14 protein-coding genes are annotated in these 16,554 nt (G+C 45.9%); 8 read left to right on the plus strand and 6 right to left on the minus strand.

All coding sequences use genetic code 11. The features are described 5' to 3' along the window. The 8 genes from RH86_RS06740 to RH86_RS06775 all read left to right on the plus strand — a co-directional run. Positions 1-739: ABC transporter ATP-binding protein (locus RH86_RS06740; protein WP_009385673.1), on the plus strand; the 739-nt coding region annotated here is incomplete at its 5' end. 80 nt (positions 740-819) lie between these two features. Next, positions 820-2,538, plus strand: a complete 1,719-nt coding sequence (locus RH86_RS06745; RefSeq protein WP_009385674.1) for a glycoside hydrolase family 9 protein — start codon at positions 820-822, stop codon at positions 2,536-2,538. Between the two features lie 4 nt (positions 2,539-2,542). Continuing rightward, positions 2,543-3,418 carry an N-acetylglucosamine kinase gene (locus RH86_RS06750; protein WP_009385675.1) on the plus strand — a complete coding sequence of 292 codons (876 nt, stop codon included), beginning with the start codon at positions 2,543-2,545 and terminating at the stop codon, positions 3,416-3,418. A gap of 12 nt (positions 3,419-3,430) precedes the next feature. Continuing rightward, positions 3,431-5,344 (plus strand): beta-N-acetylhexosaminidase, encoded by a 1,914-nt coding sequence (locus tag RH86_RS06755; RefSeq protein ID WP_009385676.1) that lies wholly within the window; start codon positions 3,431-3,433, stop codon positions 5,342-5,344. A 93-nt stretch (positions 5,345-5,437) separates the two neighbouring features. Further along, positions 5,438-7,846 (plus strand): GH36-type glycosyl hydrolase domain-containing protein, encoded by a 2,409-nt coding sequence (locus tag RH86_RS06760; protein ID WP_009385677.1) that lies wholly within the window; start codon positions 5,438-5,440, stop codon positions 7,844-7,846. Between the two features lie 49 nt (positions 7,847-7,895). Next, entirely contained in the window at positions 7,896-9,308 is a 1,413-nt protein-coding gene (locus RH86_RS06765; protein ID WP_009385678.1) for a phosphoglucomutase/phosphomannomutase family protein, read from the plus strand. A gap of 161 nt (positions 9,309-9,469) precedes the next feature. Then, entirely contained in the window at positions 9,470-10,030 is a 561-nt protein-coding gene (locus tag RH86_RS06770) for a DJ-1/PfpI family protein (RefSeq protein WP_009385679.1), read from the plus strand. Between the two features lie 97 nt (positions 10,031-10,127). After that, positions 10,128-10,406 carry a ribbon-helix-helix domain-containing protein gene (locus tag RH86_RS06775; protein ID WP_005593224.1) on the plus strand — a complete coding sequence of 93 codons (279 nt, stop codon included), beginning with the start codon at positions 10,128-10,130 and terminating at the stop codon, positions 10,404-10,406. Here the strand turns inward: RH86_RS06775 and RH86_RS06780 are convergent. The 6 genes from RH86_RS06780 to RH86_RS06810 form a co-directional block, all read right to left on the minus strand. Next, positions 10,403-11,434 carry an ABC transporter ATP-binding protein gene (locus tag RH86_RS06780; protein ID WP_005593223.1) on the minus strand — a complete coding sequence of 344 codons (1,032 nt, stop codon included), beginning with the start codon at positions 11,432-11,434 and terminating at the stop codon, positions 10,403-10,405. The genes RH86_RS06775 and RH86_RS06780 overlap by 4 nt on opposite strands. Beyond that, positions 11,434-13,059 (minus strand): ABC transporter permease, encoded by a 1,626-nt coding sequence (locus RH86_RS06785; protein ID WP_005593222.1) that lies wholly within the window; start codon positions 13,057-13,059, stop codon positions 11,434-11,436. Before RH86_RS06785 ends, RH86_RS06780 begins: the two co-directional genes overlap by 1 nt. Before the next feature lie 87 nt (positions 13,060-13,146). After that, a complete protein-coding gene (locus tag RH86_RS06790) occupies positions 13,147-14,160 on the minus strand; it encodes a Fe(3+) ABC transporter substrate-binding protein (protein ID WP_009385680.1) in 1,014 nt (337 codons plus the stop codon). Positions 14,161-14,311: 151 nt separating this feature from the next. Further along, on the minus strand, positions 14,312-15,541 hold the full coding sequence (locus RH86_RS06795; protein ID WP_005593220.1) for an ammonium transporter: 1,230 nt from the start codon (positions 15,539-15,541) through the stop codon (positions 14,312-14,314). Between the two features lie 23 nt (positions 15,542-15,564). Beyond that, positions 15,565-15,903, minus strand: coding sequence for a P-II family nitrogen regulator (locus RH86_RS06800; RefSeq protein WP_005593219.1), 339 nt, complete (start codon positions 15,901-15,903; stop codon positions 15,565-15,567). 229 nt (positions 15,904-16,132) lie between these two features. Beyond that, positions 16,133-16,504 (minus strand): YacL family protein, encoded by a 372-nt coding sequence (locus tag RH86_RS06810; RefSeq protein WP_038219390.1) that lies wholly within the window; start codon positions 16,502-16,504, stop codon positions 16,133-16,135. Positions 16,505-16,554: the final 50 nt, after the last annotated feature.

Raw genomic sequence — 16,554 nt, forward strand, 5'->3', positions numbered from 1 at the left:
CTCTAAATCCGATTTGATGCACTACCGTGAAGGCGTACAAATGGTTTGGCAAGACCCGTTTGGCTCGCTAAACCCAACGCACAATATTTTCCACCACATTGCTCGACCACTGTTGATCCATAAAAAGGTCAACCCAGGTAACAAGAAGGAATTGGAAGAGCGTGTTTACGATTTGCTAGAGCAAGTTGGCTTGATCCCACCAAAAGAAACGGCGGAAAAATACCCGCATCAGCTTTCAGGTGGTCAACGTCAACGTGTCAACCTAGCACGTAACATTGCGGTTGGTGCAGAAGTTGTTCTAGCGGATGAACCAACATCAATGCTCGACGTTTCAATTCGTGCCGGCGTACTTAACCTAATGGAAGAGATGAAGTTTGAGAAGGAAATGTCTCTACTTTACATCACGCACGATATCGCAACAGCGCGTTACATTGCGGAAGACATTGCGGTTATGTATGTCGGACACATGGTTGAATGGGGCGATACGGAAGAGATCATCCATGATCCTCAACACCCGTATACTCAATTGCTGGTTTCTGCCGTGCCAGATCCAAGCAAGTCAATCCATACAGAGCTAAAAGGCAACAAAGGTGAAATTCCACTTTGGACGCCAAACTCTGTCGGCTGTCCTTTCGCAGGCCGTTGTACTCATGTAACTGAGAAATGTCGTGAGCGTCTACCAGGCGTGACGCAACTTTCTGAAAACCACTTTGTGCGTTGTTACCTTTTCGAAGACTAAGCACGAAAGAGCCAAGGGACCTGTTCTCTTGGCTCTCATAATTTAATTGAAGTCATTAAGAATTTTTTGCGGAGATATCAATGCTGCTAATTACTAACCATATTGGTTATGAATCCCTTGGGCCTAAGCAGGCTGTTTTGATGACAAAAAAGACGCGCCAGTCTACTACCACTGCCTTGCTGGTGTGCGCTGATAGCCATCAAACAGTTGCAACTTTGCATGTCCAAAAGGGCAGCAAAGTCGCGAAGTGGCACCAAGGGAATTTTTTCCGCATTGATTTTTCAGACTTCCAAACTCCAGGTAGCTATTACTTACGCTTTGACAATATTCGCTCAGAAGTATTCGAAATTGGCCAGGGCGTGCTGATGCAGCAGACCTTCTCTGACGTACTGCATTATTTCAAATCTCAGCGCTGCGGTGGTATTTTTGATAAACAAGATAAGCAAGCTCGTATTCTTGGCAGCGATGAAACCATCGACGCTCATGGCGGTTGGTATGATGCATCTGGTGATGTAAGTAAGTACCTAAGCCACTTATCTTACGCAAACTACTTTAACCCTCAACAAACCCCAATGGTGGTTTGGAATATGCTAAAAGGGTTAGAGCTTGTAGGTGACAATGAAAAATTTGCCCAATACTCACGTGTTCGCTTAGCAGAAGAAGCCCTATTCGGTGCAGACTTTTTGATGAGAATGCAAAACCCGCAAGGTTTCTTCTACATGACCGTCTTTGATAAATGGTCTAAAGATATCAACCAACGTGAGATCTGCGCTTATGCCACTCAGCAAGGCCATAAGTCAGAAGATTACCAAGCAGGCTTTAGACAAGGTGGCGGTATTTCGATTGCTGCACTTGCTGCCGCAGCTCGTCTTAACGTTGAGGGTGATTACACCGCTCAAGAATATTTACAGGCGGCAGAAAAAGGCTATTGGCACCTTAAAGAAATGAACAGCCAGTACCTCAATGATGGTGAAGAGAACATCATTGATGAGTACTGCGCATTATTAGCGACTGTCGAGCTGTATCGCTCCACTCAAAATAATGATTTTCTTGCTGAAAGCCGCATTTGGGCACAGCGCCTTGCTGAGCGTCAAATGTCAGATGACAACATCAAGCATTACTGGTCTGCCAACCAAGATGGTTCACGCCCTTATTTCCATGCAGCGGAAGCCGGCTTACCGGTGATCGCGCTATGCGAATATCTTGCGTTTGAAAATGACCCGGCCTTAAAACAAGGCATTGAAAAAATCGTCGCACAAGCGATCAACTTTGAACTAACGATTTCTCACCAAGTGGCGAACCCATTTGGTTACCCACGCCAATATGTTAAACCTGTCAATGATGAAAAGCGTGCGGCTTTCTTCGTCGCTCACGACAATGAAACTGGCTACTGGTGGCAGGGTGAAAACGCGCGTCTCGGCTCTTTAGCGACTATGGCTTTCCTAGCGAAAAACTATGCCCAAGATGCCGCGCAACAAAAACAGTTAATTGAATTTGCACAAAATGCCCTCAACTGGGTCGTGGGTCAAAACCCATACAACATGTGCATGCTCGATGGTTACGGCCACAATAATCCTGACTATTTGCCTCATTTAGGTTTCTTCAACGCCAAGGGTGGCGTTTGCAATGGGATTACAGGCGGTTTTGAGGACGAGGAAGACATCGCCTTTAATCCAGCCAAACAGAAAGATGATATGTTGCAAAACTGGCGATGGGGTGAGCAATGGATTCCTCACGGAGCTTGGTATTTACTCGCCATCATCTGTCAATTCGACCATTTTGACAGCATAAAGGATTAGTAACATGACGCTATACCATGTCGGTATCGATGGCGGCGGCACTTCTTGCCGCGCACGTATTCGTGATGAGCACAACACATTAATTGGTGAAGCCAAAAGTGGCAGCGCTAACATCATGCTTGGCGCAGAAGTTGCGATGGCAGCCATTATCGATGCCATTACTTCAGCCGCTAAGCAAGGTGGACTGGACGACAAAGATTTCGCCAACATGCACATTGGTTTAGCACTCGCTGGCGCAGAGCACAAAGCATCATGGCAACAATTCATGGCACAAGCGCACCCCTTTGCTTCAATGACACTTAATACGGATGCTTATGGCGCTTGTATTGGTGCGCATAACGGTGACGATGGCGCCATCATGATTGGTGGCACTGGCTCATGTGGTATCTACCTAAAAGGTGGCGAGCAACATGTGGTTGGCGGTCGTGAATTTCCGATTTCAGACCAAGGTGGTGGCGCAGTCATGGGCCTTCGTCTGATTCAACAGGTGCTGTTGGCTTACGATGGCATCGTCGAAAAAACCCCACTTGCTAGTCACGTTTTGCGCCACTTCGATAATGATGTTGATGCCATTGTGGAATGGTCAAAAGGGGCGATACCAAAAGACTACGGTCAATTTTCTCCTGCTATTTTTGAACACGCCTACCAAGGTGACCCTCTGGCCATTTCGATGCTTAAGCAAACTGCAGCGGATATCGAGATGTTCCTCATTGCATTGAACAAGCAAGGCGCAACGCGCATTTGTCTAATGGGCAGCATAGCGGAACGCATTCAAGATTGGCTTTCCCCCCCTGTTCAACAATGGATCGTCGCCCCTCAATTCGATGCGATTGAAGGCGCAATTATGTTTGCTGGCAAGCCAGAGCATAATCTGTATTAAGGATTTGTAGATATGAGCTATCGCGTTGACCTGACCGTACTTGCCGAGCAAAAACAGTTTTGCCGCTTTGGTCTAACGTTACATAACCTGTCAGACCAAGATTTGGTCGATTGGAAACTGCAATTTATTATCGACCGCTACATTTTGCCTGACAGCTTTACCCACGGCGACGTGAAGCAAATTGGTAGTTTTTGTACAGTCACGCCTGAAGTCAATGTGCTTACTGCCAACACACACTACTATTGCGAATTCAGCATCACCACAGCGCCACTGCGTTTTTACACCGATGGCTTCAAAGATGCGTTGCTGGTAGAACAAGATGGCAAGGTGTCGCACCCTGTCGTTGTCACGCCAATTTCCCTTGCGTCACCTTACCGTGACCGCAGTTCAGTGCCAGATGTTGAGGCGAGCAAATTTGCTCTAATTCCAAAGCCAAATAACATCGTTCACATGGATGGTCACTATTTACTGTCGCCAAATAGTCAAATCACTTTGCAAGCCAACCTTGCTGAGAAAGCCGCGACATGGCTACAAGTCGAATTAGAGTCGCTGTATAGCTTTAAAACGCATCCGATTGGTCATAGCGATATTCTATTTCGCAACAACCCAACGCTAGATGAAGGTGAGTACACGCTAACTGTCAGCAGCAATGGAATTCGCCTTGAATCGGGTTCAGCAGCAGGCTTTGTACACGCCAGCGCCACTTTGCTTCAGTTAATTGAAACCACGGAACAAGCCAATACGCTCAAAGTACCATACATCAAGATTACTGATGCTCCACGTTTCCGCTATCGCGGCATGATGCTCGATTGTGCGCGTCACTTTCATTCTGTTGAACGAGTAAAACGCTTAATTAATCATTTGGCTCACTACAAATTTAACCATTTTCATTGGCATCTGACCGATGATGAAGGTTGGCGAATTGAAATCAAAGCTTACCCTGAGTTGACGGAAATCGGCTCGATTCGTGGCCCAGGTACCGCTTTAGAGCCCCAGTTCAGTACATTAAACGGTGTCCATGGTGGTTTTTATAGCCAAGAGGAAATTCGTGATGTGATTGTCTATGCATCAGAGCGTGGCATTACCGTCATTCCTGAAATTGATATTCCAGGCCACTGCCGTGCGGCTCTCAAGGCGTTGCCTCATCTATTGAAAGATGACCAAGACCAATCGGTCTACCGCAGCATTCAGCATTATACCGACAACGTTCTGTCACCAGCGTTACCAGGCACCTATGAGTTCCTTGATACCGTGCTCACTGAAGTTGCCGAGTTGTTCCCATCACCTTGGGTTCACATTGGTGCGGATGAAGTGCCGGACGGAGTATGGGTCAATAGCCCAAGCTGCCGCGTATTGATGGAAAACCACGGTTACCAGAGCAGCAAAGAGTTGCAAGGCCACCTACTGCGCTACGCGGAAAAACGCCTACAAACGCTCGGTAAACGCATGGTTGGCTGGGAAGAAGCACAACATGGTAACAAGGTCAGCAAAGACACCATTATTTATTCTTGGCTCAGCGAAGAAGCTGCACTCAACTGTGCCAGCCAAGGTTTTGATGTCATTTTGCAACCGGCGCAATACACCTATTTAGATATGACGCAAGACTACTCTCCGGATGAACCCGGCGTCGATTGGGCCAGCACCATTCCTCTGGAAAGTGCTTACCGTTATGAGCCTTTAAAAGAAGTCCCAGACAACGATCCGATTCGTAAACGAATTCTCGGTATTCAGTGTGCTTTGTGGTGTGAAATTGTCACCCATCAACAGCGCATGGATTACATGATTTTCCCGCGCTTAACCGCGATGGCAGAAGCCTGCTGGACGGATAAGCCACAACGCAACTGGCAAGACTATTTATCTCGATTGAAAGGTCATCTCCCCCTACTGGATAAACAGGGTGTCGAATACCGCCAACCGTGGAAATAAAAACAACAAGCTAACACATAACAATGTTAGTTGTTTTCTCTAGCTTAAAATTTTAACCACCTAAGAGTGGCTCTTGGTAAAAAGGAAATTAAGATGAAATACGGCTATTTCGATAACGACAATCGCGAATATGTCATTACTCGCCCTGACGTGCCTGCACCATGGACGAACTACCTAGGTACAGAAAAATTCTGTACTGTTATCTCACACAATGCTGGCGGTTACTCTTTCTACAACTCTCCAGAGTACAATCGTGTGACAAAATTCCGTCCAAACGCGACATTCGATCGCCCAGGACACTACGTTTACTTGCGTGATGACGAGACTGGCGATTACTGGTCAATCTCATGGCAGCCAGTAGCGAAAAGTCTAGACGAAGCGAGCTACGAAGTTCGTCACGGCCTGTCTTACTCGAAATTCAAGTGTGATTACAACGGCATTGAAGCAACTAAAACGCTATTCGTTCCTAAAGGCGAAGATGCGGAAGTTTGGGATGTTGTGATCAAAAACACGTCAGATAAACCACGTACTATCAGTGCTTTCTCTTTTGTTGAGTTCTCTTTCAGCCATATCCAATCTGACAATCAAAACCACCAGATGTCTTTGTACTCTGCGGGTACGTCTTACAATGATGGCGTGATCGAATACGATCTTTACTACAACACCAATGATTTCGAAGGTTTCTACTACCTAGCTTCAACGTTTGATCCAGATTCATATGACGGTCAACGTGATAGCTTCCTAGGCGCGTACCGCGACGAAGCAAACCCACTAGCCGTAGAACAAGGTAAGTGTTTCAACACAGCGCAAACCTGTTACAACCACTGTGGTTCTCTACACAAGCAATTTGTTATTCAACCAGGCCAAGAAGTTCGCTTTGCTTACATCCTTGGTATCGGTAAAGGCAACGGTGAGCGTCTACGTGCGAAATACCAAAACCTTGCTGAAGTAGATAACGCATTTGCTGGCATCAAAGCGCACTGGGATGAGCGCTGTGCGAAATTCCAAGTGAAGTCGCCTAACGAAGGTCTAGATACCATGATTAACGCATGGACTCTATACCAAGCTGAAACGTGTGTGGTTTGGTCTCGCTTTGCTTCATTTATCGAAGTGGGCGGCCGTACTGGCTTGGGTTACCGTGATACTGCGCAGGACGCAATCTCGGTTCCACATGCCAACCCTGCGATGACGCGTAAGCGTTTGGTTGATCTACTGCGCGGCCAAGTAAAAGCGGGTTACGGTCTGCACCTATTCGATCCTGATTGGTTCGATCCAGAGAAAGCAGATGTTGCTCCATCTAAATCACCAACGGTAGTCCCTACTCCATCAGATGATGACAAGATCCACGGTATCGAAGATACCTGTTCTGATGACCACCTATGGCTAGTTCCGACTATCTGTAAGTACGTGATGGAAACTGGTGAGCACAGCTTCTTCAATGAAATGATCCCTTACGCAGATGGCGGCGTTGCAACTGTCTACGATCACATGAAAGCGGCACTGGACTTCTCTGCTGAATACGTTGGTCAAACGGGTATCTGTAAAGGCCTACGCGCAGACTGGAACGACTGTCTAAACCTAGGCGGTGGTGAGTCTTCAATGGTGTCATTCCTCCACTTCTGGGCACTACAAGAGTTCATCGACCTAGCGAAATTCCTAGGTAAGAACGAAGACGTGGAAAAATACACCATCATGGCGGCTAACGTTCGTGAAGCGTGTGAAACGCACCTGTGGGATAACGAAGGCGGCTGGTACATCCGTGGTTTGACTAAGAATGGTGACAAGATCGGTACTGCGCAACAAGCGGAAGGCCGTGTACACCTTGAGTCAAACACGCTAGCAGTACTATCTGGTGCGGTTTCTCAAGAGCGCGGTGAGAAAGCGATGGATGCAGTTGATGAGAACCTATTCTCTGAATACGGTCTACATCTAAACTCACCATCATTTGCAACGCCAAATGATGACATCGGTTTTGTGACTCGCGTTTACCAAGGCGTAAAAGAGAATGGCGCTATCTTCTCGCATCCAAACCCATGGGCATGGGTTGCGGAAGCAAAACTAGGTCGTGGTGACCGTGCAATGAAGTTCTACGATGCACTAAACCCATACAACCAAAACGACATGATTGAAAAACGTTATGCAGAACCATACTCATACGTTCAGTTCATCATGGGTCGTGACCACCAAGACCACGGTCGTGCAAACCACCCATGGCTAACGGGTACGTCTGGTTGGGCTTACTTCGCTGTGACTAACTTTATTCTTGGTGTTCGTACCGGTTTTGATGGCCTAACCATCGATCCATGTATCCCGACCAACTGGCCTGGATTTGAAGTGACTCGTCAATGGCTAGGTGCAACGTACAACATCCAAGTTGTTAACCCAGATTCAGTCAGCAAAGGCGTGAAATCTATTACGCTAAATGGTGAGCAAATCACGGGTACAGCTGTACCGGTTCAAGCGGAAGGCTCAGTAAACGAAGTTATCGTAACACTAGGCTAATCTGATGGGCAGCAGTCATGCTGCTGCCCTCTTTCCTAAGGAATATCCCATGATCCAATTTGGTACAGGCGGCTGGCGCGCCTTCATTGGTGAAGAATTTACCAAAGACAACGTTCGTCTTGTTGCCCAAGCACTCTCTAATATTATTAACGATGAAAACGTCGCTGAACGCGGTTTTATCATCGGTTATGACCGTCGTTTCTTGTCTGACAAAGCAGCATGTTGGTTCTCTGAAGTTCTTGCCGCTAATAACATTAAAGTCAGCTTCATCGACAAGTTTGTTCCAACCCCTATCGTGATGTTTGAAGCAAAAGAGCGCAACTGTGCTTACTCTGCTTGTATTACCGCTTCGCACAACCCGGCTGACTACAATGGGATTAAAATCTTCATTGAAGGTGGCCGTGATGCAGATGAAGTCATCACACAAAAAGTGGAACAGCAGATTTCGACTCTAACCGCTGACCAAGTAAAAAGTGTCGATTTTGAACAAGCTCAGGCTGACCAACTGATTGAAATCATCAATCCAATGAACGCGTTTGTTGATTCAATCATTAACTTTATCGACATCGAAGCGATCAAAAAAGCCAATCTGCGCGTACTGATCGATCCAATGTTTGGTGTGGCTAAAAATGCCCTACAAACCGTTTTGATCAATGGTCGTTGTGAAGTCGACGTAATCAATGACGGTAAGAACCCAGACTTTGGTGGCTTGATGCCATCACCAAGTGCAGCCACGCTTTACCGCCTGATGCACATCGTCGCTCATGAAGGCTACGACATCGGTATCGGTACCGATGGCGATGCTGACCGTCTGGGTATCATCGATGAAAAAGGTCACTTTATTCATCCAAATGAAGTACTGATGCTACTTTACTACTACATGCTTGAATACAAAGGCTGGAAAGGCTCTGTAGTACGTAACATCGCGACCACGCATATCTTGGACAAGATTGCCGCTGATCACGGCGAAAAGAGCTTTGAGGTTCCAGTAGGCTTTAAGCACATTAGCTCACAAATGGAAGCCGATGATTCGCTTATCGGTGGTGAAAGTTCTGGTGGTTTAACGATTCGTGGTCACATCAAAGGCAAAGATGGCGTATTCGCCTCAAGCCTCTTGGTAGAAATGATCTCTGTGACGGGCAAAAAGATTTCTGAACTGCTCGATGAAATCTACGCGAAATACGGCTATGCCTATACCGCTGAAGGTGACTGCAAATTTAAACCTGCACACCGAGATGCGCTATACAGCAAAATTTACGTCGACAAGCAACTTCCTGAATTCGATTTTGACATCGAAAAGGTCAGCTACGAAGACGGAGCTAAAGTGTACTTTAAGAATGGCGGCTGGGTTATCGCTCGTTTCTCTGGTACCGAGCCACTACTGCGTATCTTTGCTGAAATGGCAGACAAAGAAACTGCAGAGCGTGTGGTACAGCAGGTAAAAGAGTTCTTACAGCTCTAACAGTTTACCAAGTATCTCAACACCCTATAGGTGAGAGCATTGCCCAGCATTCGCTGGGCTTTTTTCTGCTCTCTAATCACTCGATGTAGTAATCCCTTATTACCACCAATTGTAAATAAGTTGTTAATTTGGCCATTCCACTACACAAGGAATAAGTTCTCATGGCTAAAGTACTGATCATTGCAGGCGATTTTGTTGAAGATTACGAGTTAATGGTGCCTTTTCAGGCGCTACAAATGTTGGGTCATCACGTCGATGTCGTTTGCCCAGAAAAACTCAAAGGTGAGCAAATAAAAACGGCCATTCATGACTTTGAAGGGGATCAAACTTACACCGAAAAAGTTGGCCATAACTTCACCCTCAATCACAACTTTCACATGGTACATTCAACTCAGTATGATGCCTTGCTGATCCCCGGCGGCCGCGCCCCTGAGTACTTGAGACTCAATCCTGAAGTCATTATCTTAGTTCAAGCTTTCTACCAAGATAATAAGCCGATCGCGGCGATTTGCCACGGTGCGCAATTGCTCACCGCGGCAAACATTATTGAAGGGCAACAGATTTCGGCTTACCCAGCTTGTCAGCCTGAAGTTGAGTTAGCTGGCGCGACCTACGTGGCACTAGAAATGGATCAAGCAGTCACCTCTGGTCAGTTTGTAACTGCACCTGCGTGGCCAGCACATCCAGCATGGCTTGCTCAATTCAACCAGCAATTAGCCTAATACGATAACCCTTTGATCTTTGCTTAGACCAAAGGGTTACTGTGATTTCTTATCAATCGATTATGCTAATCACTCCTAAGCAAAGGAGGTGCTTAATATGTGTGAGATCTACTCTGGTGCAGAAGTCGAGCTGTTCGCCTTAAAATCAAAGTCAGTACGCATTGACGGCGTCGTCACGAGCGTGCGATTGGAAGCAGTTTTTTGGAAGGTCATTGAAGACATCGCCAGCGAATCTGACATTAGCGTGGCTGAGTTTTTAACGCGTATTTACAATGAAGTGATAGAAAAAAGAGGCGAAGTCGGTAACTTCACCTCTTTATTGCGCGTTGCTTGTACTACCTATCTTAACGGTGGCCAGCGAATCTCTCTTAGCTAAAAAGCTAAAATACCTTGAGTTTCAACCTTAACCGAAACAGGCTGACCGATTTCTAATGGCTCAGAAGCGCTCGCTAGCAAGCGATTTCCGTAGGCATTAATCACATAGCGACAGTGATCGCCCATAAATTGCTGCTCCATCACGACTACACTGCTCTCTTCCACCGCGCTGATTTGAATATATTGCGGACGCAGTAGCAACTCACATTGTGCTTGTAACTCAATCTCTCTTTGCGCCGTCGCTTCAATCAAACCAAGCTCAGTTTGATATTCAAATTCGGATACGCGTTGCGCCGTTAAGTAACTTCCGCCGCCCAGAAAATCAGCGACAAACTTGCTCGATGGCTGATAGTACAACTCCGTTGCCGTACCATACTGTTCAATCACGCCGTGATTCATCACCGCCATTTTATCGGCAAAGGCAAAAGCCTCTTCACGGCTGTGAGTAACAAAAATGGCTGTCACGCCTTGCTGCTTGAAGATTTTCCTAATTTCACCAATCAGTTCATGACGAACTTGAGTATCAATATTGGAAAATGGTTCATCGAGCAGCAATAAGTCTGGGTTATACGCCAATGAACGAGCAATCGCGACACGCTGCTGCTGACCACCAGAAAGCTGGTGCGGATAACGCTCGCCAAAGCCAGTAAGGTGCACTAACTCCAACATATCAGCCACAATGCTGCGTTTTTCATCATTGCTTAAATCGCGGAGGCCAAAGGCCACGTTTTGCTCAACGGTAAGGTGAGGAAATAACGCATAATCTTGGAAGATCATCCCAATATTACGTTGCTCTGGCGGCAGCCAATTCTCACCATCGTCAATGGTCATACAGTTTAACGTCATCGACCCAGAGCTTAGAGGAAGCAAGCCAGCAATCGCTTTGAGCAAAGTCGTTTTACCACAGCCACTCGCGCCCAGTAAGCAGATAATCTCCCCCTGCTCAACTTCAAGAGAGAGCTCTTTTAAAATCGTTGTCTGCTCATCGTATTTGCAAGTGAGATTATTAATGGAAAGTGCACAGCTCATCAATGTACCTGCTCTAAAGAACGATTAATCAATACCAATGGCACAAGGCCAACCAGAACAAGAATCACCGCCGGCATTGCTGCCAGCTCTAGATGCTCATCTGACGCATAGTTGAAAACATAAGTCGCCAGTGTTTCAAAATTAAATGGACGCAGTAATAGCGAGGCATTGAGCTCCTTCATTGACTCAATAAATACCAACAATGCTGCAATCAACGCACCACGACGAATCAAGGGCACATGCACCTTCAATAACATAGTATTGGGATTGCAGCCCATGGTACGAGAGGCCATATCAAGTGAAGGAGATACCTTACTCAAACTACTTTCAATACTGCCAATTGCGACCGCAGAAAAACGCACCACTAACGCAAAAATAATCGCAAACATCGAGCCAGAGAAAATCAATCCCGGGCGGCCCCATTCCATCGCTTTCGCTAAGTCATTGACCGCATGATCCATAAAGATCACCGGCACCATAACACCAATGGCCAATACCGTGCCTGGCACTGCATAACCTAAAGAAGAGAGGCGCATAAACAGCACTGAAGTACGACTGGCACTCAGACGATGATAGAAATTGACCACTAATGCGATCAGCACACCAATCACCGCCGCACTTAATGAAACATACAAACTATTGAGCGCGTATTGTTGAAATTCTGGCGTCCAGCTTTGGGCAAAATATTTATAAGCATAGAGGCACAACTGCCCTAGCGGGAAGATAAAGGCGACAGCCACCAAGCCCCAACACCAAATAAGTGCGAGCCATTTTTTCCAACCACGCAGTTCATAACGGAAGTCTTCACGGCTGCTAAATTGGCTCTGAAACAATTTTTGTTTACGGCGGCTGTAGCGCTCTAGCGACAACAACAGAATCACAAATACCAGCATGATCACCGAGATTTTTGCTGCAGCCGTTAAGCTAGAATAGCCGAGCCAAGTATCGTAAACCGCGGTAGTAAGCGTATTCACAGCAAAATAGCTCACCGTACCAAAATCACCAATGGTTTCCATCGCCACCAGCGACAAACCAACGGCGATCGCAGGACGGACTAAAGGTAATGAAATACGGTAAAAGCTCTGCCAAGGGGAACATTTAAGTAGTCGAGCCGATTGCAACAAAGAAACATTTTGTTCCATAAAGGCTGCTCGACACAGCAGATAAACGTATGGGTAAAGGACTAATGCCAACACAATAATCGCGCCGCCCAAGGTACGAATATCAGGGAACCAATAATCCCCAGCTTGCCAGCCCATCACATCTCGCAATGCAATTTGAATCGGGCCTGCAAAATCAAACCAATCAGTAAAAATATAACCGACGATATAAGCAGGCATTGCCAGCGGTAGCACCAGAGCCCATTGCAAAATACGCTCGCTTGGTAAACGACACATCGCCATCAACCACGCACACGGGATACCAAATAGAAGGGAAAGCAGCATCACACCAACAACCAGCACCACCGTATTATAGGTGTAAGTGGCCATCACTGTAGACATCAAGTGAGAGAAGAGTTGGTCTGTTTCACCAACTGCGGTAAAAAATATCGCTAAGATAGGTAAAACCAGCAGCAGAGCAAGCGCCCCACTGCTGGTTTTCCAGAAATAATTATTTTCTTTCATTGCCTAGTCATATCAGGCTGATGAGGTGTAAATACAAATACACCTCATTCCTTAAAACATTGGGTACTGTTATACCCTTAGATATGATTACAGGTCAAATTTCACTTCATCAAGTAACTTGATAGCCGCTTCATGGTGATCAGCGATTTTATCAAGTGAAATTGGGTCAGCCTTAAATTCGCCCCATGATGCTACTAGCTCAGAAGGTTTTACACCTGGTTTTACTGGGTATTCGTAGTTCACTTCTGCATACATGTTCTGTGCAACATCACCGGCTAGGAACTCCATCAATTTCTGAGCATTCTCTTTGTTTGGTGCGTATTTCGCCATCGCCATACCAGAGATGTTGACGTGCGTACCGGTGGTTTCTTGGTTAGGGAAGTTGATGTATACCGACTCTGCCCATGCTAGTTGCTCAGGATCGTTAACCATTTTACCTAGGTAGTAGCTGTTACCAAGTGCAACGTCACATAGACCTTCTTTAATCGCTTTCACTTGCGCGCGGTCGTTACCTTGCGGTTTACGAGCTAGGTTCGCTTTAACACCTTCTAACCACTCTTTTGTTGCCGCTTCGCCGTTTTCAGCGATCATCGCTGAAACCAAAGAAACGTTGTAAGGGTGCTTACCGCTACGTGTACAGATTTTGCCTTTGAATTCAGGCTTAACAAGGTCTGCATAGGTAAAATCTTGACCTAGCTTACCAACACGGTCACGTGATGAGTAAACGCTACGAGTACGTGTAGTCAGTGCAAACCACTCGTTATCCGTATCTTGGTATTGCGCCGGAATATTTTTTTCAAGAATGTCGCTGTTCACTGGTTGAACTAAGCCTTTCTCTGTCAATTCAGATAGGCGGCTGATATCAACTGTTAGAACAACGTCTGCTGGGCTGTACTCACCTTCTTGAGCTAGCTTTTCTGCTAACCCTTTTTTAGCAAACTTAACGTTTACTTTGATGCCTGTTTCTTTAGTGAACTCGTTGAACATTGGTTCAACTAGGAAAGGTTGACGATAAGAGTATACGTTCACTTCATCAGCAGCCATTGCTGTTGGGGCGATAGTTGCACAAGCTAGTGCAGAAAGTGTGAGCAGCTTTTTCATTCTCAGAAATCCTTTATTTTTATTAAATGATAATGTTTATCAGTTGCGTTATTATAATCATGTACGGTTAGAATACAATTCTTAAACATAAAAAAACCTGCCGATAACGACAGGTTTCATAAGGGTTATTTTGTAACGCTATATTTCAATACTATTTCAGAGAGACAAACTCAGGATAAGCGCCAACACCACAATCATGTAAGTCCATCCCTTCTTGCTCTTCATCTTCCGACACGCGGATACCAATCGTCAGCTTCAATACCCCCCATACCGCAAGGCTTGCTGCAAATACCCAAGCAAAGATAACCAAAGCGCCTAACAGCTGCGCACTGAATGTCGCGTCTGCATTGCTCAGTGGCACCACCATCAAACCAAAGAAACCACACACTCCATGAACTGAAATAGCACCAACTGGATCATCTATTTTCATTTTATCCAGAGCAACAATACTAAACACCACAACCACACCTGATACCGCGCCAATCGCCACTGCGTACATCGGTGAAGGAGACAATGGGTCGGCGGTAATCGCAACCAACCCCGCCAAAGCGCCATTGAGGATCATAGTCAGATCTGCTTTACCCCAAGTGGTTTTACACACTAATAAAGAGGCAATCGCGCCAGCTGCTGCCGCAGCATTCGTGTTCAAGAAGATTTGACCAACGGCTGTGGCATTTTCAAAATCTGAAATCATCAGTTGTGAACCGCCGTTAAAGCCAAACCAACCGAACCACAAAATAAAAGTACCTAATGTTGCTAGTGGCATGTTTGAACCAGGAATAGGGTAAATTTCGCCATTCTTACCGTATTTCCCTTTACGCGCACCCAGTAATAGTACGCCAGCTAATGCCGCTGATGCGCCTGCCATATGCACGATACCAGAGCCAGCAAAGTCACTAAAACCAGCCTCAGAAAGGAAACCGCCACCCCATGTCCAATAGCCTTCCATTGGATAGATAAATGCGGTTAGCACCACTGAAAAGATAAGGAAAGACCATAGTTTCATGCGTTCTGCTACCGCGCCAGACACCACCGACATTGCTGTGGCTACAAACACAACTTGGAAAAAGAAATCCGACTCCAACGAATGATCCGCGCCTTCACTTTGCGTACCAATCAGGGCACCAAATGAAGGTAACCAACCACCAGCACTATTATCAACATACATAATGTTGTAACCCACTAAGAGGAAAGTGGTGCACGCTATTGCGTAAAGGCAGATATTTTTGGTTAAAATTTCTGTGGTGTTTTTTGAGCGTACCAAACCGGCTTCAAGCATGGCAAAACCGGCTGCCATCCACATCACTAACGCACCAGAAATAAGAAAGAAAAAGGTGTCGAGGGCGTAGCGTAGTTCAGTTACTGTTAACGATAATTCCATGTTCATTCTCCAATCCTTTGCTATTAAAGTGCTTCAACGTCCATTTCACCGGTACGAATCCGTACCGCTTGGCTCAAGTCATAGACAAAAATTTTGCCGTCACCGATCTTGCCGGTATGCGCCGCTTTCGTGATCGCTTCAATCACACGATCGACATTCTCCGCTTGAGTAGCCACTTCCAGTTTTACTTTTGGTAAAAAATCGACTTGATATTCCGCACCGCGATACAGTTCCGTGTGGCCTTTTTGGCGACCAAAACCTTTCACTTCAGAAACGGTCATCCCTTCAATACCGACATCGGCCAGCGCTTCTCGCACGTCGTCTAATTTAAATGGTTTAATAATGGCGTTGATTAGTTTCATTGCTTCCTCTCAATATTCTGTCCTTTACTTTATTATTCCTATTCCAAGTTACGTGCCAGAATTTAAGTTGTTGTTTTTATTAAAGAACCAAAACAGACTAATTCTAAAAACAAAAAAGGCGCACCATCGTGGTGCGCCTTTTCACAAAGATAAAGCATCAAATGAGCATTGTTAGCTCGGCTCATTTTTTATTGGCCAGCATACAACAAACTGTGTAATCAACTCAGTATTAACGGTTGGCTAGAAAACGTTTCCATTGCTCAATGGCGAGTGAAAAATCTTCCAACCCGCAGCTCGCGGTGCTTTCACAATCATAGAAATCGTATTCACTATCAGCATCCAGCTCTTCACCATGCAATAACACGTTTTCTTGCACCATCACTTCATCGCCTAAAATAGAGAGGCTAATTTCTTTGCCGAGTAACATGTGCTCTTGCTGAGGCGCGGATAGAGCTTGATCGATCAATTGTTCGACTTGAGCGATTTTCTGCTCATCTTTGCCAATTTCTTCTTGTAGCCAACGCCCAACGATTTCATGTCCCATACTACATTTCACATAGTATTCGCCCATTAGGGTGTTTCTTACAAATTCAAATTCCATCACTAAGACCTAGCAAATTTAATCGCGGCGAGTATAACGACAAGCCACCT

Source organism: Vibrio sp. N418 (genome assembly GCF_000222565.1).
Taxonomy (GTDB): Bacteria; Pseudomonadota; Gammaproteobacteria; order Enterobacterales; family Vibrionaceae; genus Vibrio; species Vibrio scophthalmi.